This is a genomic window from Paenarthrobacter sp. GQ52 (genome assembly GCF_059759005.1).
This window is the reverse complement of the sequence record NZ_JCAXEJ010000001.1, coordinates 85,808-106,448: the sequence shown is the minus strand read 5'-3', so window position 1 is coordinate 106,448 and position 20,641 is coordinate 85,808. Positions and strand designations below refer to the sequence as shown.

The window sequence follows — 20,641 nt, the reverse complement described above, 5'->3', positions numbered from 1 at the left end:
GGCTTAGAGCCTAATCTGCTCCGCCGTTTCCAGCTTGATGGCCCGAGGTTCCATGCCGGATTCCCGCTGCCCACTTACAAGTCGGTCTGCGCCGATGAGCCTGCTGAGGCTGAGCCCGGTAAGGTCCGCGATCTGCCCAATAGGTACTTGGAACGTCCTGAACGGTCCAAGCGGCGGTGGTTCACCTTCAAGGAGCCGTTGGCTGATGGCCTTCTCTAGCTCCACTTTGCCCAGCATCGGCGATTGGTCCAGGACAAAGCCGACGGCGGCCAGCTTGGCATCGTTGGTCCATGCCGCGATCTTCCAGAACTTTCGAGGGATCTGAACTCCCCTGTATACGGGATCGTCATCGAGGAACACCGGCCCCGTGAACACGCTCAGCTTTGCTTCATACGCATCGGCGTGGCCCAAAACATGGTCTTCGAGCCCTACCCAGAGCTCTTTGCCTTGGTTGAAGTCATCAATCTGTGGTGCCGCGTTGACGTAGCTAAAGGTGTCCTGGTTGGCTTTTTTGGCTGTTGCGGCGTCGCCCCACACCGGATCCAAGCGCCGGACCAAGTGCCCGCGATCAAAGGCGTTGTTCTTGTACAGATCCGGGCCAGCCTGCTGCTCCCGTGGGATCCTGTCATCCAAATGCCATGAACCCTCGCGGGCCAGGGGTATCAGTTCCTTGCCGTTGATGTTCACACCCACAATCGCTGCGAGCTTCCGGGAAGCCCGGAAGCGTACAGAAAAGTGGGTGTAGTCCAAAAGTGTCGTAGTAGCCGACGGACTGGGCAGTTCAAGCCGTGTCCGCAAAAAGTCCCTGCTGTATCCCCCGCTCATGGATACAGCATGGCATCAGGGACTGACAGAATTAGGGCGTCGGGCCTTTCGCCGCTCAAGGAATGCCAACACAGTGCCCACCAGCGGCCCAGCGACAGGGGCTGCGAACGCCAGCACCACCAACGCAATCCGAACTCCGGGTGAGAAGGATTTCGTGCTGAGTACCAGAACCAGGGCAGCCATGACCAAGAGAACTGCCACTGCTCCGACTCCCAATACTGCGGCCTCCCACACCGTTGGAATTAGGGGATTTACTTCATCATTCATGCGTTCCCCCAAGACATGTTCTGAAATCTCAGCCTACAGACTCAGCATTCGACGACGTTCACGGCGAGGCCGCCCATCGCGGTTTCCTTGTACTTGGAGGACATGTCCTTGCCCGTCTCACGCATGGTCACGATCACCTCATCCAACGACACCCGGTGCGTCCCATCACCCCACAACGCCATCTTCGCCGCGTTGATCGCCTTCGCCGCAGCAATCGCGTTCCGCTCAATACACGGAATCTGCACCAACCCCCCGATCGGATCACACGTCAACCCCAGATTGTGCTCCATCGCAATCTCCGCAGCGTTCTCCACCTGACCCGGCGTACCACCCATCACCTCAGCCAACCCAGCAGCAGCCATCGACGACGCCGAACCCACCTCACCCTGACAACCAACCTCAGCCCCCGAAATGGACGCCTGCTCCTTATACAACACACCCACCGCACCCGCAGTGAGCAGGAACTTCACCACCACATCGTCCTTATCGGCCTGCGTAGCCTTGTCCATCCCCGGCGCATAATTCAACGCGTAATACAGCACCGCCGGAATGATCCCCGCAGCACCATTGGTCGGCGCCGTCACCACCCTGCCGCCAGAAGCGTTCTCCTCATTGACCGCCAACGCGATCAGGTTCACCCACTCCTGCCAATACTTCGGATCGTTCCGGTCCTTGTCCTCCTTCAGCAACCGCTCCAACCAATCAGGAGAACGACGACGAACCTTCAACCCCCCGGGCAACACACCCTCACGCTTCAAACTCGTTTCAACACAGGCCTCCATCACGGACCAAATATGCAGCAAACCCTCCCGGATCTCCTCCTCGGACCGGGACGCACGCTCATTGATGAACATGATGTCGCTGATCCCAAGGCCCTTGGAGGAGCACCGGCCCAGCAACTCCGCAGCCGTCCTGAACGGCAACGGCAACTCCTTCTTCGACTCCTCGAGCTCCTCCCGGGCCGCATCTTCCTCACCCTCCCGGACAATGAACCCACCACCGACCGAAAAGAACGTCGCCTCCCGCAGCACATTCCCACCAGCATCAGAGACAGCAAACTTCATCCCATTCGTATGCCGCGGCAACACCGTCAACGGATGCAAGATCATGTCCTCAACCGCATACGGCAGCTCCACGCCTTCGCCGGAGGCGCCGGCCAGGTTCAGGACACCTGTCTCAGCGATCGTCGCGAGCCGCTCCTCCACCTCTTCGGGCAGGATCAGCTCAGGGTGATACCCCTCCAAACCCAGCAGCGTGGCCGTCATGGTGCCATGCCCACGACCGGTGGCAGCCAATGAGCCATAGAGGTCAACCCGCAGCGACGCCACCGAGCCCAGAACGCCGGCGTCCTTGAGCTCACCAGCGAACACTGCAGCAGCCCGCATGGGCCCCACAGTATGAGAACTCGACGGGCCAATACCCACAGAAAACAGATCGAAAACGCCAACAGCCATGGTCGGGATTCCTTAACAAAGCTTGAAAACGGTCCGGCAGATGGTCCTGCCGGAGGGCCGCCCCTGCTTATGGCGGAGGTCGACCGAAGCACGACGCCGGATGGCCCCCAAAGGCGGCAACCCGGCGTCGCAATTTTATTCAGTTCTACAATCCCACGCTACATCGGTGGCCTCCGATACGGGGTTTACCTGCCGAGCATGCCGTGCGCACGGCACATTCCGCAGCTAACCCACGAAACGGACTCCTCTTCCCTCAGGGAGCCCTGCAACTGGCCCCTTGGGACCGGCGTCCGGCAGCGACCGTCCAAGGGAGCTTCGCGTCCGCCCAGCGGGCGTCTTTGCGACCGAGGTCGCAGAGGATGTCGACCCAACGGGCCACCTCAGAAACCTAGGAGAGGTCTCCGCCATTCTTGGAGGCGTACTCCTCGGCCGAGAGCAGCGGGCCCTCGGACTCAGCAGCAACCTTGAACAACCAACCGGCGCCGTAGGGGTCGTTGTTGATCAGGGCGGGGTCGGAAACAACGGCGTCGTTGATCTCCGTGACCTCACCGGTAACGGGTGAGTACAGGTCCGAAACCGACTTGGTGGACTCAACCTCACCGCAGGTCTCGCCTGCAGTAACTGTCGAACCGACCTCGGGAAGGTCCACGTACACGATGTCACCCAGTGCGTCAGTGGCAACCTCGGAGATACCAACGGACACCGAGTTCCCATCTCCGCGGGAAACCCACTCGTGTTCGTCGGAGTACTGAAGTTCGGGCGCTACTTTGGGCATTCTGTTTCCTTACTGTGGTTGATCAAAAACTATGGCTGGTGGGCTGCGCGGACAGGCGCTCATGCGGCAGGTTGCCACTCCCCCAGCACCTTAGCGGTTCGAGGGGCGCCAGAGCGGCCGCGCGTCCTGGTGAGGTGCGCAGCCCCATCGGGTCCGGTGACCGGCAGCATGCGTCTAAGGGAGCGTCGCGTCCGCCCAGCGGGCGCTTTCGCGACCGAGCATGCAGAGCTACCGGACCCGACGGGCCAAAGGCGACCCGTCGGGACAACTACCGCTTACTTTTGGCGCTTGTAGAACGGCAGCGCGACGACTTCAAAGGGCTCACTCTTACCCCGAAGGTCGATGTCCAGGGCGGTGCCCGGCTCAGCAAAAGCGACGTCGACATATGCCAACGCTACCGGGTAGCCAAGCGTCGGGCTGGGCTGGCCGGAGGTGACTTCACCGACCGCTGCGCCGTCCTTGAGGACCGGGTAGTGGCCGCGTCCGGCCCTGCGGCCCAAGCCCTTGAGGCCCACGAGCTTGCGTCCGCTGGTGGAACCGGCACCGTCTGCTTTGAGGGCGGCGAGTGCGTCTTTGCCGACGAAGTCGCCTTCCTTGGACAATGCCACCACGGGACCGAGTCCTGCTGCGAAGGGGTTGCCTTCGCGGGAGAGCTCGTTGCCGTAGAGGGGCATGCCTGCTTCGAGGCGGAGTGAGTCGCGGGAAGCCAGCCCGGCCGGGGTGAGTTCGCCTTCTTCTGCTGCGTCGGCGATTGCCTGCCAGAGAGCTGCTGCGGACTCGTTGGCTACAAAGATTTCGAAGCCATCTTCACCGGTGTAACCGGTGCGGGCCAGCAGCAGGTCCTGCGTGCCGCCGTCGAACGTGAACGGAACTTCAACCGCCGCGTAGTACTTAAGCTCAGTGACCAGGGCGTGCTGTTCGGCCGGTACCAGGCGGAGGAGGATCGCTTCAGCAAGCGGGCCTTGGACAGCGATCAGCGAGGTCTCATCGGAAGCGTCCTCAACAACCACATCGAAACCGGCTGCGCGCTCCAGCAGCGCAGCGGCAACAACCTTGGCGTTGCCGGCGTTCGGAACCACAAGGAATTTGTCGGTGCCTTCTTGGGTAGAGGGCCGACGGTAGGTGATGAGGTCGTCGATGATGCCGCCGTCTTCCTGGCAGATCAGCGAGTACTTGGCCTTGCCGACGGCCATAGCGGAGATCTTGCCCACCAGTGCGTAGTCCAGGAAGGCAGCTGCCTCGGGACCGGTGACCCAGACTTCGCCCATGTGGGAGAGGTCGAACAGTCCGGCGGATTTGCGGACGGCGTGGTGCTCGGCCAACTCGGACGAGTACTTGAGCGGCATTTGCCAGCCACCGAAGTCGGTGAAGGACGCGCCGAGCTTCTTGTGCTCTTCGTAAAGGGCTGTGTAGTTCTCAGTCATGACCAGTCCTTAGTTTTCGAAGTCTTCGATCGGCGGGCAGGAGCACACCAGGTTACGGTCTCCGGCCGCGCCATCAATGCGGCCCACGGGCGGGAAGTACTTGTCCTGCTTGAGGTGGTGGACCGGGAAGGCGGCCTGCTCGCGCGGGTACGCACGGTCCCAGTCAGAACTTACGACGGCGGCAGCCGTGTGGGGTGCCTTGCGCAGCGGCGAGTTCTCCACGGCGAAGTCGCCGTTGGCTACCTGGTCGATTTCCTTGCGAATGGTGATCATGGCTTCGATGAAGCGGTCGATCTCCACAAGGTCTTCGGACTCAGTGGGCTCTACCATCAGAGTTCCGGCAACCGGGAACGCGAGGGTGGGGGCGTGGAAGCCGAAGTCGATCAGGCGCTTGGCAACGTCCTCAGCCGTGACGCCGGTCTTAGCCGTCAGTTCGCGGAGGTCCAGGATGCACTCGTGAGCCACGAGTCCGCCCTCGCCGGTGTAGAGGACCGGGAAGTGCTCGTTGAGGCGGGATGCGATGTAGTTCGCGGCCAGCAGAGCAGACTTGGTTGCTTCGGTGAGGCCCTGGCCACCCATGAGCTTCACGTAGGCCCAGGAGATCGGGAGGACACCGGCGGAACCGAAGCGGGACGCCGAGATCGGGACGTCGTTGCCTTCGGTCCATGATGCAGCGTCGCCTGGCATGAACGGTGCGAGGTGCGCCTTTGCAGCAACCGGACCAACGCCGGGTCCACCGCCACCGTGGGGGATGCAGAAGGTCTTGTGCAGGTTCAGGTGGGAGACGTCGCCGCCGAACTTGCCCGGCTGCGCGAGTCCGACGAGGGCGTTGAGGTTGGCGCCGTCGATGTACACCTGGCCGCCGGCCTCGTGGATGGCGTCGCATACTTCGCGGACGTCGGCGTCGTACACACCGTGAGTGGACGGGTAGGTGATCATGATGGCCGAGAGCGCGTCGCGGTGGGCCTCGATCTTGTTTTTGAGGTCTACGTGGTCGATGGTGCCATCGGGAGCAGTGGCCACCACGACAACCTTCATGCCCGCCAGCACTGCCGAGGCTGCGTTGGTGCCATGGGCAGAAGCGGGGATCAGGCAGACGTTGCGCTGCGCGTCGCCGCGGGACAGGTGGTAGCCGCGGATGGCAAGCAGACCGGCGAGCTCGCCCTGGGAACCGGCATTCGGCTGGATGGAGACTTGGTCGTAGCCGGTGATCTCGGTCAGCTGGGATTCAAGGTCGGTGATGAGTTCGCGCCAGCCCTCAGTCTGGGAATCCGGAGCGAACGGGTGGATCGAGGCGAACTCCGGCCAGGAAATCGCCTCCATCTCGGCCGTGGCGTTCAGCTTCATGGTGCAGGAACCCAATGGGATCATGGTGCGGTCCAGCGCGAGGTCGCGGTCCGAGAGCTTACGGATGTAGCGGAGGAGCTGGGTTTCTGAGCGGTGGGTGTTGAACACCGGGTGCTGCATAAAGTCGCTCGTACGTTCAACAGAGCCGTCGAGCGCGAAGCCCTCAGTGGTTTCGGTGACCGAAGCGCCAAAGACCGAAGCGACGTCGGCGACGACCGCCGTCGTCGTGGTTTCATCAACGCTGACGCCAACCGTGTCAGCGTCGATGCCACGGAGGTTGATGCCCCTGGCCTCGGCAGCGGCGACGATTTCAGCAGCCTTGCCGGGAACGCGGACGGTGATGGTGTCGAAGAAGGAACCGTGGAGGACCTCGACGCCGGCAGCCTTCAGGGACGCTGCAAGCGTGCGGGCGTGGCCATGGGCGGTTTCGGCGATCGCCTTGAGGCCCTCAGGGCCGTGGTAAACGGCGTACATCGAGGCCACGATGGCCAGCAGTGCTTGCGCTGTACAGATGTTGGACGTGGCCTTCTCGCGGCGGATGTGCTGCTCGCGGGTCTGCAGCGCCAAGCGGTAGGCGGGGACACCGGCGTCGTCCTTGGAAACACCCACCAAACGGCCGGGCATGGAACGCTCCAGTCCCTTTTGGACGGCCATGTAGGCGGCGTGCGGGCCACCGAAGAAGAGCGGAACGCCCAAGCGCTGTGCCGAACCGACGGCGATGTCGGCGCCCTGCTCGCCTGGAGGGGTGATGAGGGTCAGGGACAGGAGGTCGGCAGCAACGGTAACCAGCGCACCGCGCTCCTTGGCGTCCGCAATCACGGCAGAGTGATCGAACACGCGGCCGGAAACGCCGGGCTGCTGGAGGACGACACCGTTGATGGCACCTTCCGGGAGACCCAAGGAAAGGTCAGCGACCTCAACTTTGAAGCCGAGCGCCTCGGCACGGCCCTTGACGATGGCAATGGTCTGCGGGAGGCAGTCTGCGTCGAGGACGGTCTTGCCATCCTGGACAGCCTTGTTCTTGTTGGCTCGGCGCATCATGAGGACGGCTTCGGCCACTGCGGTTGCTTCATCCAGTAGGGACGCGTTGGCGATCGGCAGCCCAACCAGGTCCTGGACCATGGTCTGGAAGTTCAGGAGCGCCTCGAGGCGGCCCTGCGAGATTTCCGGCTGGTAAGGGGTGTAAGCCGTGTACCAAGCGGGGGATTCGAGGATATTCCGACGGATCACGGGCGGCGTCACGGTGTCGTAGTAGCCCTGGCCGATCATCTGAACGGCCGTCTTGTTCTTGGACGCGAGCTTGCGCAGCTCGGCCAGGACTTCAACTTCACTCAGCGCGTTCTGCAGGGTGAGGGCAACTTCCTGGCGGATGTCGTTCGGTACGGCGGTGTCGACCAGCGAATCAACAGTGTCGTAGCCGACGGACTTGAGCATGGTCTCAATGTCGGCCTGGCGGCGGGCGCCGATATGCCGATCGACGAAGGTGGTGGAGGCAGAACTAACCGTCACGAAGGAACTCCATTACTTGGGCAGCGTTTGGGTACGCCACAGCGGCTGGGTTCCTCCCCGCTCTGTATTGGACCTGAGAGTTTCCGCGCGTTGCCTGAGCAACCATCGCTTGCACCGTCGGTGAGCACAGCACTCCCTTTACCCGAAGGTGGGTTGAGTACCTGCTGCTTTCCAGAGTCGCCTAGCCGCGGCGGTGCGTGGGCCTGAGAGATTCCTGGGGAGGGTTTGCTCCTACGGCGCCTGCATCACTTGCTTGCAGGACTCTCCCGCCGCAGATCAAAGGCATGTTCAATTGTGTGTGGTCACCGCGTACGGCACGCCACGAGGGTTAATTGTCCTACGTCCCGCGCCCCGCAGCAAATGGAAGATCCGCTACTTCCGCAACCGTTCAAGGACTCCCAACAGAATTTCGACGTCGGCCTCCCGCCCGGCGTTGCCGCCCTCCTGCCCGCCTTCAAAAATCGCGTTGAAATAGAGGCCGTCGCCCATGTAGCTGACGGCCTTGGCAACCTCCGGCCCGACGTCCTCAGCCAGCACGTCCAGCCACCGTTGCTGGATCGCGGCGAACCTGCGGCGGGTTTCCTCGTGGGCAACTTCGGCCAATCTGGTGGCAGCGACGAAGGCCCGGTCCATGGGCGTATCCGCCCAGAGCGAGGAGCGGATGAAGTAGGCGGCCGAACCATCGGGGGCAGCCTTCATCAGCTCGGTATCTTCATCGGCGAGCAGGTCCAGGCGCTCCAAAAGGGCCGTGATCAGCGCTTCCTTATTGGGGAAGTGGTAGAGCAGACCGCCCTTGGACACGCCTGCCCGCTTGGCAACGGCGTCGAGCGTGGCGGCACGCTCCCCTACCTCGATAAGGAGGGCTTCAAAGGCATCCAGGACGGCGTCCCGGGCAACTGGTTTTCGTGGCATGTGTCCATCATTCCCTAAAGGCTTACAGGCTTCTATTTGAAACTGTACCGTCTGGACGGTACAGTGAGTTACATGTTCTCGCCGTCATCAACCCAAGCACCCCGTTCCGCTCAGCCCGTCAAGGGTCAGGCAGCACCGTGGCGCGACTGGACGGCTCTGGCACTCCTGATGTTTCCGGTGCTGCTGGTGGCCGTCGACAACACCGCGCTCACCTTTGCACTGCCCGAGATCGCCCGTTCGTTGGACGTGGGCGGCGTCCAATTGCTGTGGATTGTTGACGCCTACCCGTTGGTCCTCGCCGCCTTGCTGGTGTCCATGGGTAACTTGGGCGACAGGATCGGACGACGGCGGCTGCTCCTGCTCGGCAGCACGGGCTTCGCAGCGGTTTCGGCTGCTACAGCTTTCGCGCCTTCCGCTGAATGGCTGATCGCCGGCCGGGCCGGCCTTGGCGTCTTCGGAGCCATGCTGATGCCCTCAACCCTGTCCCTGATCCGGAACATCTTCACTGATCCCAACCGGCGTCGGCTCGCGATCGCCGTCTGGGCTGCCGGGTTCTCCGGTGGCGCCGCCCTTGGCCCGATCTTCGGTGGCTGGTTGGTGGAGCACTTCTGGTGGGGTGCCGTGTTCCTGGTGGCGGCTTTCCTGCTCCTGCCGCTACTTGCTTTCGGCAGGGTCTTGATTCCTGAATCGAAGGACGCCAATCCCGGCCGGGTGGACGTGCCCAGCATTCTCCTGTCCGTGGTCACCATGGCGCCGTTCGTTTACGGCATCAAGGAATTCGCGGTTCACGGCTTCGGGGCGTCCGCGGCTGCCTTCATGGGGTTCGGCGTGGTGATGGGCATTATCTTCGTCCGCCGCCAGCAGCGGATCGAGAGCCCCATGCTGGACGTCTCATTGTTCAAGAACAAGGTGTTCAGTACCGCAATCGTGGCGAACGTCCTGTCCCTCTTCTCCATGACGGGCTTCATCTACTTCTTCGCCCAGCACCTGCAACTTGTTGAGGGCCAGTCCCCAATGGAGGCCGGCATCGCAATGATTCCTGCGCTCCTGGCAACGGTCATCGCCGGCCTGCTGGTAGTGCCGCTGGTCAAGCGCGTACAGCCTGGGTTCGTTGTGGCTGCGGGACTAACTCTCAGCGGAGTGGGATACCTGATTGTGGTGGTGGGTGACCACGGCAGCGGACCCGTGTTCCTGTTGTCGGCCCTGACCGTACTCGCAATAGGTGTTGGTGCTGCGGAGACCATCTCCAACGACCTCATCCTGGCCTCCGTTCCGGCCGACAAATCCGGCGCCGCCTCGGCCATATCCGAGACCGGCTATGAGTTGGGGTCGCTCTTGGGAACGGCAGTGCTGGGCTCTATCCTCACTGCTTCCTACCAGCACAACCTCGTCATTCCGGAGGGTGTATCCACGCAAGCGGCCGGTAAGTCCACTGAAACGCTTGCTGGTGCGGTTGATGCGGCGGCTGCCCTTCCGGCACCATTGTCGGAGGCGCTGACGGTCGCCGCCCGGACAGCTTTCGAGTCCGGTGTCCACATCACTGCGGCGATTGGGTTGGTACTGATGGCTGGTGCGGCAGTGCTCGCCGCCGTCGTACTCCGGCGTGTGCCGAAGGCGCAGTAGTAGTAGGGCACAGCGCCGAAGGCGCAGTGCCGAGCACGGCGCCGGCTGAAGCTACATGGCTTCGGTCGGCGCCGCTTTTTTGTCGACGCCGGCGGTCAGTTCGTCGATCCTGTCGAGGGCAGCACTGAGCCGGCTGACCGTGTTCCATAGGTCCGGGTGTTGTTCCCGGACTTCCTCGAGTTTGGCGCCTGCGGAGGTCAAAGATGCGAGGTCGAAACTCACGTTGGTTCGGGCTCCGGTTATGGCTGCGCGGAGGGCTCCGAAGCCCACCACGACGTCAGCGATAAGCGCTGAATTGCCGTTTGAAGCGAGCCAGCCGAGGTCTTCAACTGCGTTAATAGCCCGCTCCCCCAGAACTGCTGATGCCTTGGCAGCATCGACGGATGCTTGATGTATTGCGTCGTCGCGCTCCGGACCGGGCTCGAGGCGGAAGGCGGCTCCGAAGGCGTTCGAGGCGGACGCGTCGTCGTCGGCCAACTGAAGGGCAGTTCGTCGGAGTTCGTGCGCCCGGGAGTGGATGCCGGCCAGCTGTTCGCGCTGGGCCTCCTCCGCCTCGGTATATCCGGCCACCATGGACGTCAACGAGGCCGCGATGGAGAGCATGACCCCGGTTCCGGCACCCCCGCCTGGCGAGCCGGTGGATTCCGCCAAGGCTTTGGTCCATTCCTCAACCGTGGATTGCTGCGTGGTGACTGATTCAGAATCGTTCATGCCATCCAGTGTGCCGGGGCTTCCCGGTCTTTGCAGATTCAGGCTGGATACACTGGCCAGACATAGGCGTCGAATAAAAAGGGCAGACTCATGACCATTGACCTCGAAGAGCTTTATAAGGACCTGCACGCCCATCCGGAGTTGTCGTTCCAGGAGACCCGAACAGCCGGAATCGCCGCGGACTATCTCGATAATCTTGGCTTTACCGTTCATCGCAACATCGGAAAGACCGGGGTTGTGGGCGTTCTGGACAACGGACCCGGACCGGTTGTGATGCTCAGGGCCGACATGGATGCCTTGCCGGTCAAGGAAGCAACGGGTTTGGATTATGCAAGCACCGCTGTGGGTGTTGATCATGAGGGCAAGGACATGCCCGTTATGCATGCTTGCGGCCACGATGTGCACGTGAGCTGCCTCGTCGGCGCTGTGGATGTCCTGGCGGCGCAGCGTCATGAGTGGCAGGGCACCCTGATCGCGCTCTTCCAGCCGGCTGAAGAATGGGGCGGCGGGGCCGAAACCATGGTCGCCGATGGGCTGTACGACGCAGTGCCCAAACCGGACGTCGTCCTGGGCCAGCATGTGGCACCTTTTCCCGCCGGGTGGTTCGGTATCCGTCCCGGCGTCACCATGGCATCCGCAGACTCCCTCAACATCACCATGCATGGGCAGGGAGGCCACGGATCACGTCCGGAGACCACCGTTGACCCTGTGCTGATGGCTGCTGCAACCACTGTCCGGTTGCAGGGCATTGTGTCGCGTGAGCTCGCCGCCAGTGACTCCGCAGTGGTGACTGTCGGGCAGATTCACTCAGGGACCAAGAACAACATCATTCCCGAGACGGCAACCTTGGGCCTCAGTGTCCGTACATTCAGTGATGCCATCAGGGACAAAATCCTCGCCTCAATTGAGCGTATAGCCAAGGGTGAATCCACAGCTTCAGGTGCTCCCAAGGACCCTGAGATTCATTTCGAAGAGCATTTCCCGCTGACCGTCAACGACCCAGCTGCCACCGAGAGGGTGTCTGCAGCTTTCAGGGCAAAGTTTGGCGAAACACAGATCATCGACCCCGGCCCTGTGTCAGGAAGCGAAGACGTTGGAGCCTTGGCAAAAGCTGCCGGAGCTCCCCTGGTCTTCTGGTTCCTGGGTGGTGCCGAGCCTTCCTTGTTCAAGGAGTGGGCAACCACGGGCCGCCTTCCCGAGGACATACCGTCGAATCATTCGCCGTACTTTGCGCCCGTCATCCAGCCGACGCTGGCGCGCGGAACGGAAGCGCTAGTGACGGCTGCCCGGGAATACTTGGCCACCAAGTCCTAGGCTGGTTCACCTACAGATAGCCACAAAGGAAAGGCGCTGCGAGTGCAGCGCCTTTCCTTTGCTTACTTCTGCGAGCGTGTCCAGCTTCCAGGATCGGATCCGGGGCCTGCCTAGACTTTCTCGCGGATGCGGTCGATCCTCGGTTCGGGAACCTCAGATTCCCCGCGACGGCGGGCCAGGAAAGTCCACAGCGTTCCTTCCGTCCGCGGACGGTTCTGTGCAGGTTCCTGGTCCTTGGGTGCCTCAGTCGTGTGCGCCTCAGGCTTGCGCGCGGAGTCCTTCTTCGTGCGCCGCTCAAAGTCGTCATAGTACGCGTAGCACATTGTCCAACCTCCTCAGTGGCTGTCCCTTAATCGTCCTCGGACTGGGCCCTCACGTCGATGGTTTTGTGCGTTCTGATCAGCTGGGCTAATGGGCCAGAGCTGCTTGGCGAGCTTCCTCCACAGCCACCCTGGTCTCTTCCATCATGAGATCGGCATTGATTGCAGCGCCTGCCATGACACCTGCGGCGGCCGAGGCCATCACCTGACCCGTCAGATCAGTGACGTTCCCGGCGGCCCATACTCCGGGCACCGAGGTTGCCCCGCCCGCGGGATTCACTTCGACATGGGTCCCGACGCCCATCGGGTGCTCTACGGTGGGGACGCCGAGGGATTCCAGCACGTCCGATCTCGCCTCCAATCGTGGGCCGGTAACCACAGCGTCCACAGGAATCACAGTTCCCGCTGCCAGGACAACACCGGTCAGTGCGTCGTCAGTTACTTCCAGCGCTTGGACTTTGCCGTCCACCACCGTGATAGAGCGGGCAGCCAATTGCTCCCACTGTTCTTCCGTCGGCTCCACAACGTCATTGAGGAACAAGGTGATGTTGGGGCTCCATTGACGGAACAGTAACGCCTGGTGCAACGCCATCGGCACTGAACCCAGGATTCCGATCGCTTTGTTCCGAACCTCCCAGCCGTGGCAATACGGGCAGTGCAGGACGTCACGGCCCCAGCGTTCGCGGATGCCCTCAACGTCGGGCAGGACGTCGATCAGGCCTGTGGTGACAAGCAGACGCCGGGCCCGCACGGTTTGGCCATCTGCCAGGTCCACCTCGAAGGCGAGCCCGGAACCGTTCGTTGGGTCAGCCGTCGAACGTGCCCCAACAGCGGCGCCGGCCATGATATTCGCCCCGTACTGGAGCGCCTCGGCTCGTCCCAGTTCCAGCAGTTCTCTGGGATTGATCCCGTCGCGGGACAGGAATCCGTGCACCCCGGCTGCGGGCGCATTCCGGGGCTCTCCGGCGTCGATAACCAGGACGGACCGCAAGGCCCTGCCCAAGGTAACAGCAGCACTTAACCCAGCTGCGCCACCTCCCACCACCACGACGTCGTACTCCTCCGTCACTCGGTTGTTCATTTTTTCCACAATCACGATGCCTCCACACGTATCCAACGGCCCCATGCCGCTCTTTCCATGGTTGGTCAGCACCCACAGAATTAGCAAGGAAGTTTGCCAATATGGCAAAATGAAAGGCATGACTACCGATTTCAGCACAATGCTCGACGCCGTCGGCCCTCGGCTGCGTGCCATGCGGACCCAACGCAACGTGACCCTCGCGGAAGCCTCGGAAGGGACGGGTATATCTGTCAGTACGCTCTCAAGGCTTGAATCAGGCCAACGCAAGCCAACACTGGAACTCCTCCTTCCCATTGCCAGGTTGCATCAGGTGCCGCTGGAAGAATTGATTGACGCACCGGAAACGGGCGATCCCCGCATTCACCTCAAACCGCACGTTCACGAGTGGGGAACCGCACTTCCCCTGACCCGCCGCCCCGGCGGCATCCAGGCCTTCAAAATGGTGCTGAAGAGCGGAACCGGAAAAGAGGTTCCACAGCCCCAATCCCATGAGGGGTACGACTGGATGTACATCCTCAACGGCAAGCTGCGGTTGGTGCTGGGCGAGAATGACTTTGTCCTGAAACCCGGTGAGGTTGCGGAATTTGATACGCGCACACCGCACTGGTTTGCCAGCGCCACCGCAGAACCAGTGGAGTTGCTAACCCTCTTCGGGCAGCAGGGTGAACGCCTTCACGTGCGGGCACGGCCCAAGCGCTGAGGCTACGAAGCCAACCATTCGCGCGCACTCCGACGCGAGCTGCCTGACTCAACACCGTGCTCGGGCAAGTTAATTTCTGCCCACACCTCATCGAGGGAGAGTCCGAGGACATCGGCAATGGCAGCAACGGTAGGGAAAGCCGGCGTCGCAACCCGGCCCGACTCTATCTTCCGGAGCGTCTCGGGCGAGACGCGGGCGTCGAGTGCCGTCTCCAGCATGGAGCGCTCACCCCGGGCGCGACGCAGAAGAGCGCCGAGGCGTTGTCCACGCTCGGCCTCTGCGGGTGTTAGCGGCAACCTGACCATGGCTCCAATTGTAATACCGGGATAATATGGCCGGGATAGTTATTGGTTTTCACACGAGAGGCCCCGCATGATTGAGATCCTTAGCCGCACAGAGCTAGGCCGCGCGAAGGAGGCCGGCGCCCTGGTCGCCAACATTTTGCACACGCTAAAGGGCCGCGCAACTGTAGGCACAAACCTCCTGGACATAGACCGGTGGGCAAAGAGCATGATCCTGGAAGCCGGGGCCGTCTCCTGCTACGTCGATTACGCTCCTTCCTTTGGACGCGGGCCATTCGGCCACTACATCTGCACGGGCGTCAACGACGCCGTCCTCCACGGATTGCCCACGGATTACAAACTGGCCGACGGCGACCTCCTGACCCTCGACCTGGCCGTTTTGAAGGACGGAATCGCAGCAGACTCGGCCATCAGCTTCATCGTGGGCGAGTCGAAGCCGGCGGAAAGTGTCGCGATGATCGAAGCGACCGAACGGGCATTGCGCGCAGGCATAGCGGCAGCCCGGCCCGGCGCCCGCATTGGGGACCTGTCCTACGCCATCGGCTCGGTCCTCAGCGAGGCTGGCTACCCCGTCAATACCGAGTTCGGAGGCCACGGCATTGGCTCCACCATGCACCAGGAGCCTCATGTGCCGAACATGGGACGCCCCGGCCGCGGTTACAAGCTGCGCCCCGGCTTGCTGCTCGCCCTGGAACCATGGGTCATGGCCGACACCGCCCAGCTCGTCACGGACGCCGACGGATGGACGCTCCGCAGCGCCACAGGATGCCGGACCGCACACAGTGAGCACACCATCGCCATCACCAACAACGGAGCAGAGATCCTCACTCTGCCGACGCTCGTCAGTTAATTACCGACGGGCTTGAGCGTGCAGCTGGCGACGGGCTTGGTCGTGCAGCAGGTTCGGGCAGCTCCGACGACGGCGCTGAGCCACGGAAGTAGCCTGGCAGGCTCGGCGCCTTGGAGCGATAGGTGTGCCCTGTGGGCGTGCGGAGTTCCAGAGTGTGCACATCTTCGGCAAGCGGCCTACTCTTCCAGCCGGGGTTTTCCTTGGTATGGTTGCACGCTTCGCAGAGCCCGGCGCCGTTCTCCATGGTGGTGGTTCCACCTGAACGCCAGGAGACGATGTGATCGATGTGGCGGATGGGCGCGTCGCAGTAAGGTGTTCGGCAGGTGTTGTCGCGGGTTTCGATGAAGCGCCGCATCCGACCAGGGAAGAGCCTTGCCTTGGAGTCCATGGTCAGGAGTTCTCCCGTGGCCGGCGCTGTGTAGAGCCGGCGAAGCCAGAGCTGAAACTCCTCGGACTCGGTGGACTGCTCTTCACCAACCAAAGTTCTTGCCCATTCTCCGGGGACGATTCCGTAGCCCTTGAGCCGGGCCGGTTCGCTGTCGCCTTGGAACAGGGTGCGGTCAGTTATGACAAGGTCCAGGTTGATTCCTGAAATCCCGCCAGGTGTGCCCGTGACGCGTTCGACCAAGGTGTCGGCCATGACCTGATTACGGGTCCTGACAACCCCGCCAGACCCGGCAACCCCGCTAGACCCCGCGCCACCACCGGATCCGGCATCACCGCCGAAACGGCCCGAATCAGCAGCCCGGCAGAGAGCCGCGTAGACAGCCACGCCTTGGGCCACGGGCAGCAGGGCGGTCAGGTAGGTCATCGCGTCCTCCGCCGGGCGCAGGCTCACAGTACGCTCGGCTGCGGCACGGCTGGCACGCCCAGCCACCGACCGAGGATCCCGCCGATACGCCGCAGCTTTCGCCGCCGCAACGATCACATTATCCCCGGCACCATCGAAGATCCCGGTATCAGGGGCGAGCTCTTCATCCACCGCGCACCGGTCCTCAGCAGAGAGGCACGCGGTCTCCTTCACCAGCAGCGTGGCCCGCCACTCATTCAACTGGCCCGACTCCAACGCAGCCAAAGTCCGCGGCATCTCCATCACGAGGGCTTTAGCCAAACCCAGCAGCCGGGACCCGCGGTTCGGTGACTCCCTCCGGGCCAACGCGACCTGGGCACCCGACCCGTTGCCACGCTCGGACGCAGGGACACCGGCCTCGGCTTGCTCGGCACGCTGGGCGAGATCAAAAGCCACAGCCGCCCGGGCCTGCACGGCCACAATTGCCGATTTCAGGTTTTCCAGCCCGCGGATTTGGTCGATCAGCCCGGCGCTATCCGCCCCCAAGCGGACCGTGCTCAGGAGCGAGAGGAGATCGGAAACGCGGGGCCCATCCGGAGAGCCTCCAACGTCCGGAGCGCGACGAAGCGCGACTGCATCAATCGCTTCGCCCTCCCGCATTTGCTCCATACGCCCACTCTTCCAGCGAGCAAGAAGCACCATAAGGCGGCAATACTCCTATGTGGAAAACCAGCCAGCCCTGAATTCAGCACACCAGAATCCAGCACACCCCGAACCCATCCTTATCCGTGTGACTCACCGCCGTGCGGGTCGTGCAGCGAACGAACGCGGGACCAGCCAGCCCACCCCCGTGCCGGGTGACACACGCCGGTCACAAAAGAGCGGCCGCCACTCGCGTCTTGCGCTGAAGGGTGACTCCCGTCATACTAAATGAACGCTATTCATTTAGTGACAGTCGTCTCACGGAGTAAAGCCCCCATGATTGAAATCAGACACCTGGAAGCCCCAACTTCCATCGCTACCCACCCAGCAACGCACGTCCGCCCGGTCGGGCTGGTCCATCCCAACGTCAATCCCGCCGCAGAATCAACCCAGGCAGCTACCGCGTGAGCGCCTGGCGCATGCCGTCGGAAACGGCTCCGCAGGACCGCGTCTGGATGGCCTTCCCCACGAGCGGATACACCCTGGGTGACACCGAAGAAGAGGCCCATGCGGCTCGTTCCACTTGGGCAGCGGTGGCTAACGCCATCATTGAATTCGAGCCCGTAACCATGGTGATATCGCCCGACGACGTCGACACGGCTGCGGGCTATCTGGACCCTCGCGTCGAGGTAATAACCGCAGACCTCAACGATGCTTGGATGCGGGACATCGGACCGTCGTTCGTACTGGATTCCAACAAGCAACTGGGCGCGGTGGACTGGATCTTCAACGGCTGGGGCGCTCAGGACTGGGCGGAGTGGGACAAGGACTCGCTCATTGCCGAGGACATCAGCGGCCGCGCCTACGCCCGGCACCTCCCGTCGGGGATTGTCAACGAGGGCGGTGGCATTCAAGTTGACGGCGAAGGCACCGTCCTGGTCACTGAGACTGTGCAGCTCGATCAGGGTCGAAATCCCGGCCTGACCAAGGCAGACATCGAGCAGGAACTTGCCCGCACCATCGGCGCCACCCACGTGGTGTGGCTTCCTCGCGGCCTCACCCGTGACTCCGAAAAGTTCGGCACCCGCGGCCATGTGGACATCGTGGCCGCGATTCCGGCCCCGGGCACCCTTCTGGTCCATTCCCAGCAGAACCCCGAGCACCCCGATTACAAGGTCTCCCGCGAGATCATCGACTTCCTGCGCACCACCCAAGACGCAGCCGGCCGGGACTGGAACATCATTGAAGTTCCCGCCCCGGAAACCCTTCGCGACGATGAGGGGTTTGTGGACTACAGCTACATCAACCACCTCGTGGTCAACGGCGGTGTTATCGCCTGCACTTTCAACGACCCCATGGACGAGAAAGCACTCCGCATTCTCGCCGACGCCTACCCCGGACGCCGCGTGGTCGGTGTCGACGCGCGCGAACTCTTCGCACGGGGCGGCGGTATCCACTGCATTACCCAGCAGCAGCCTTCGGCCATCTAGAAAGGGCCTCACATGAGCCAGACAATCCGCCGCAGCGGCAATGAAGCTGCAGAGTCGCACGACATTAGCGGCAAGGGACTGAAGACGGGGCAGTTGGGGCTCCTCGCCGTCGTCGTTCTTGGCATTTCAACCATCGCCCCGGCGTACACGCTGACCGGCGCCCTGGGTCCAACCGTCAATGAAGTCGGGCTCCAGTTGCCCGTCATTTTCCTGATCGGGTTCATCCCGATGATCCTCGTGTCGCTGGCTTACCGGGAGCTCAACGCAGACTCCCCGGACAGCGGCACCACCTTCACGTGGGTCACCAAGGCCTTCGGTCCGTGGGTGGGCTGGATGGGTGGTTGGGGTTTGCTCGCAGCCAACATCATTGTCCTGTCCAACCTGGCCGGCGTCGCCGTGGACTTCTTCTACCTGTTCCTGGCACAGGCCACGGGCTCACCCGAGCTCGCCGACCTGGCCTCAAACAAGTTGCTCAACGTTGCCACATGCTTCGTTTTCGTGGCGCTTGCCGTCTGGGTGAGCTACCGCGGACTGCACACCACCAAGATCGTCCAGTACGGCCTGGTGGGATTCCAGTTGCTGGTACTCGGAATGTTCGTCGCCATGGCGTTCGCCAACTGGTCCACGTCCGAAACCGCTGTTCCGTTCAGCTGGGACTGGTTCGACGTCACCAAGATCGAAACCTTCGGCCAGATCGCGGCCGGCATCTCGTTGTCGATCTTTGTCTATTGGGGCTGGGACGTCTGCCTCACGGTCAACGAGGAAACCGCCAACGGCAAGAAAACCGCCGGTCTCGCCGGAACCCTGACAGCCGTGATCGTCCTGGGCATCTACCTCCTGGTCACTATCGCGACGTTGATGTTCGCAGGAGTCGGAGACACCGGAATCGGCCTGAACAACGAGGAAAACCACGCCAACGTCTTCACTGCACTCGCGTCACCGGTCATGGGTCCGTTCGCGATCCTCATGTCCCTCGCAGTACTCTCCAGCTCTGCGGCATCCCTGCAGTCCACGTTCACCTCGCCTTCGCGCAGCCTTTTGGCGATGGCGCACTACGGCGCCCTGCCGGAGCGCTTCAGCCACATGAGCAAGAAGTTCTCGACGCCGGGCTTCGCCACCATTGCGGCCGGCGTCCTGTCCGCGGGCTTCTACGCGGTGATGCACGTGATCAGCGAGAACGTCCTGAACGACACCATCCTGGCCTTGGGCCTGATGATCTGCTTCTACTACGGACTCACAGCCATCGCCTGCGTCTGGTACTTCCGAAACAGCGTGTTCTCCAGCGCCAGGAACTTCTTCCTGCGGCTTGTATGCCCGCTGATCGGTGGCGTAGGCCTGTTCGTGGTGTTCCTGCAGACCGCCGTGGACAGCTGGGCTCCTGAGTTTGGCAGTGGTTCGGAGGTCTTCGGAGTGGGGGTCGTCTTTGTCCTGGGCATCGGGATCCTGGCCTTGGGTGCCGTGGTCATGCTGATCATGTCCCGCGTTCGGCCCGGATTCTTCCGCGGCGAGACCATCCGGAAGGATACGCCGGCCCTGGTAGTTCCGGAGTAACCGCGGCCCGAGTTCGCCTTCCACCGAGTTCGTGGGAAAGCGGCGAGTTCGCAGGGAAGTTTCCCGCGAACTCGCCGCTTTCCCGTGTTTTGGGGAGTAGCGGCAGCGCTTCCTACCAGCGGTGGGCGACGTCCACTACCAGGCGAGACCCGCCGTCGGGTCCGTCCAAGGTGAACACCCGGAACGGAAGCCGGGCCCGGACGCCCAGCCCAATGCTCGTGGTGCCCTCAAAACTGCCCGCAAAAACAACCTGCCGGAACGTCTGGTACCCGGAAACGTTGGACAGTTCGGCCTTGGCTGCCGGTTCGTAGGTCGGCTGGCTGTACTGGTTGTACGACGGCGCCGTCACCATCACTTGAAGATCAGCATCCCCCAGCACCGGGATGGGGTAGCCAGTGGCATCCTGGGTCACAACCGGAACGTACTGAACCACGAAACCGGCCACCTTGCCGGTCATATCAATCACCAGACGGTCGTAGCAGGGCTGCTGACCAGTGCGAACGCCAGTGACATGGGCGGAGCTCCAGTCGAGATCGGCCTTGGCCATGGAACCCCACGAGATACCGCAGTATGTTGCTGCCGAGGCTGGCCCCGGCGCCACCAGACCGAGCCCTGCAGCTGCCAGGGCCGCTGCCAGACCCGCTCCAAATTTCCTCATTTTTTGTGCCCCCTTCAGGCGAAGTTGATACTTCAACAGTAGGAGTGCGCAGGGGGCTTTGGATGGGTTGTGGCCGCTTCGGCGCGCAACCGTTAA

20 protein-coding genes and 1 riboswitch are annotated in these 20,641 nt (G+C 62.5%); of the genes, 7 read left to right on the top strand and 13 right to left on the bottom strand.

Annotated elements, in window-relative coordinates; translation table 11 throughout:
- Window positions 1-3: 3 nt before the first annotated feature.
- The 7 genes from AC6CH8_RS00495 to AC6CH8_RS00465 form a co-directional block, all read right to left on the bottom strand.
- Window positions 4-825 (bottom strand): DNA/RNA non-specific endonuclease, encoded by an 822-nt coding sequence (locus AC6CH8_RS00495; RefSeq protein ID WP_498188219.1) that lies wholly within the window; start codon window positions 823-825, stop codon window positions 4-6.
- Between the two features lie 15 nt (window positions 826-840).
- Window positions 841-1,092, bottom strand: a complete 252-nt coding sequence (locus tag AC6CH8_RS00490; protein ID WP_498188217.1) for a hypothetical protein — start codon at window positions 1,090-1,092, stop codon at window positions 841-843.
- A 41-nt stretch (window positions 1,093-1,133) separates the two neighbouring features.
- A complete protein-coding gene (locus AC6CH8_RS00485; RefSeq protein ID WP_178996208.1) occupies window positions 1,134-2,546 on the bottom strand; it encodes an L-serine ammonia-lyase in 1,413 nt (470 codons plus the stop codon).
- 388 nt (window positions 2,547-2,934) lie between these two features.
- Window positions 2,935-3,321: a glycine cleavage system protein GcvH gene (gene gcvH / locus AC6CH8_RS00480; protein ID WP_090820475.1), complete on the bottom strand. Its 387-nt coding sequence runs from the start codon at window positions 3,319-3,321 to the stop codon at window positions 2,935-2,937.
- Between the two features lie 275 nt (window positions 3,322-3,596).
- Window positions 3,597-4,745: a glycine cleavage system aminomethyltransferase GcvT gene (gene gcvT, locus AC6CH8_RS00475; protein WP_498188215.1), complete on the bottom strand. Its 1,149-nt coding sequence runs from the start codon at window positions 4,743-4,745 to the stop codon at window positions 3,597-3,599.
- Window positions 4,746-4,754: 9 nt separating this feature from the next.
- On the bottom strand, window positions 4,755-7,601 hold the full coding sequence (gene gcvP / locus AC6CH8_RS00470) for an aminomethyl-transferring glycine dehydrogenase (RefSeq protein WP_498188213.1): 2,847 nt from the start codon (window positions 7,599-7,601) through the stop codon (window positions 4,755-4,757).
- A 181-nt stretch (window positions 7,602-7,782) separates the two neighbouring features.
- A riboswitch (glycine riboswitch) is annotated at window positions 7,783-7,880 on the bottom strand.
- A 93-nt stretch (window positions 7,881-7,973) separates the two neighbouring features.
- Entirely contained in the window at window positions 7,974-8,513 is a 540-nt protein-coding gene (locus AC6CH8_RS00465) for a TetR/AcrR family transcriptional regulator (protein WP_026542543.1), read from the bottom strand.
- 72 nt (window positions 8,514-8,585) lie between these two features.
- Here AC6CH8_RS00465 and AC6CH8_RS00460 point away from each other — a divergent pair, with 72 nt between their 5' ends.
- The gene (locus AC6CH8_RS00460; protein WP_498188211.1) at window positions 8,586-10,136 is read left to right on the top strand and encodes an MFS transporter; all 1,551 of its coding nucleotides are present in this window, start codon (window positions 8,586-8,588) and stop codon (window positions 10,134-10,136) included.
- 51 nt (window positions 10,137-10,187) lie between these two features.
- Here AC6CH8_RS00460 and AC6CH8_RS00455 read toward each other — a convergent pair whose 3' ends face one another.
- Window positions 10,188-10,847, bottom strand: coding sequence for a cyclodeaminase/cyclohydrolase family protein (locus AC6CH8_RS00455; protein WP_498188210.1), 660 nt, complete (start codon window positions 10,845-10,847; stop codon window positions 10,188-10,190).
- A 90-nt stretch (window positions 10,848-10,937) separates the two neighbouring features.
- Between AC6CH8_RS00455 and AC6CH8_RS00450 the strand changes: the two genes are divergently transcribed.
- Entirely contained in the window at window positions 10,938-12,161 is a 1,224-nt protein-coding gene (locus AC6CH8_RS00450) for an amidohydrolase (protein ID WP_498188208.1), read from the top strand.
- Window positions 12,162-12,271: 110 nt separating this feature from the next.
- Here AC6CH8_RS00450 and AC6CH8_RS00445 read toward each other — a convergent pair whose 3' ends face one another.
- Entirely contained in the window at window positions 12,272-12,484 is a 213-nt protein-coding gene (locus AC6CH8_RS00445; RefSeq protein ID WP_476117948.1) for a hypothetical protein, read from the bottom strand.
- Between the two features lie 85 nt (window positions 12,485-12,569).
- Window positions 12,570-13,562 (bottom strand): NAD(P)/FAD-dependent oxidoreductase, encoded by a 993-nt coding sequence (locus tag AC6CH8_RS00440; protein ID WP_420180284.1) that lies wholly within the window; start codon window positions 13,560-13,562, stop codon window positions 12,570-12,572.
- A gap of 118 nt (window positions 13,563-13,680) precedes the next feature.
- Between AC6CH8_RS00440 and AC6CH8_RS00435 the strand changes: the two genes are divergently transcribed.
- Window positions 13,681-14,262, top strand: a complete 582-nt coding sequence (locus AC6CH8_RS00435; RefSeq protein WP_178996192.1) for a helix-turn-helix domain-containing protein — start codon at window positions 13,681-13,683, stop codon at window positions 14,260-14,262.
- Window positions 14,263-14,264: 2 nt separating this feature from the next.
- On the opposite strand, the gene AC6CH8_RS00430 is transcribed toward AC6CH8_RS00435, so the two are convergent.
- The gene (locus AC6CH8_RS00430; protein WP_091465668.1) at window positions 14,265-14,567 is read right to left on the bottom strand and encodes a helix-turn-helix domain-containing protein; all 303 of its coding nucleotides are present in this window, start codon (window positions 14,565-14,567) and stop codon (window positions 14,265-14,267) included.
- Between the two features lie 67 nt (window positions 14,568-14,634).
- Between AC6CH8_RS00430 and map the strand changes: the two genes are divergently transcribed.
- Window positions 14,635-15,414, top strand: a complete 780-nt coding sequence (gene map, locus AC6CH8_RS00425; RefSeq protein WP_498188206.1) for a type I methionyl aminopeptidase — start codon at window positions 14,635-14,637, stop codon at window positions 15,412-15,414.
- Here map and AC6CH8_RS00420 read toward each other — a convergent pair.
- Window positions 15,407-16,873 (bottom strand): HNH endonuclease, encoded by a 1,467-nt coding sequence (locus tag AC6CH8_RS00420; RefSeq protein ID WP_498188204.1) that lies wholly within the window; start codon window positions 16,871-16,873, stop codon window positions 15,407-15,409. The two genes, map and AC6CH8_RS00420, sit on opposite strands and share 8 nt — an antisense overlap.
- Window positions 16,874-17,182: 309 nt before the next feature.
- Here AC6CH8_RS00420 and AC6CH8_RS00415 point away from each other — a divergent pair, with 309 nt between their 5' ends.
- From AC6CH8_RS00415 to AC6CH8_RS00405, 3 genes are read left to right on the top strand one after another with little or no spacing between them, the layout of a single operon-like run.
- The gene (locus AC6CH8_RS00415) at window positions 17,183-17,314 is read left to right on the top strand and encodes a hypothetical protein (RefSeq protein ID WP_498188202.1); all 132 of its coding nucleotides are present in this window, start codon (window positions 17,183-17,185) and stop codon (window positions 17,312-17,314) included.
- A complete protein-coding gene (locus tag AC6CH8_RS00410; RefSeq protein WP_498188200.1) occupies window positions 17,311-18,336 on the top strand; it encodes an agmatine deiminase family protein in 1,026 nt (341 codons plus the stop codon). Before AC6CH8_RS00415 ends, AC6CH8_RS00410 begins: the two co-directional genes overlap by 4 nt.
- 12 nt (window positions 18,337-18,348) lie before the next feature.
- Window positions 18,349-19,887: an APC family permease gene (locus AC6CH8_RS00405; protein WP_498188199.1), complete on the top strand. Its 1,539-nt coding sequence runs from the start codon at window positions 18,349-18,351 to the stop codon at window positions 19,885-19,887.
- Between the two features lie 112 nt (window positions 19,888-19,999).
- On the opposite strand, the gene AC6CH8_RS00400 is transcribed toward AC6CH8_RS00405, so the two are convergent.
- Window positions 20,000-20,545: an AMIN-like domain-containing (lipo)protein gene (locus AC6CH8_RS00400; RefSeq protein WP_498188197.1), complete on the bottom strand. Its 546-nt coding sequence runs from the start codon at window positions 20,543-20,545 to the stop codon at window positions 20,000-20,002.
- Window positions 20,546-20,641 lie beyond the last annotated feature (96 nt).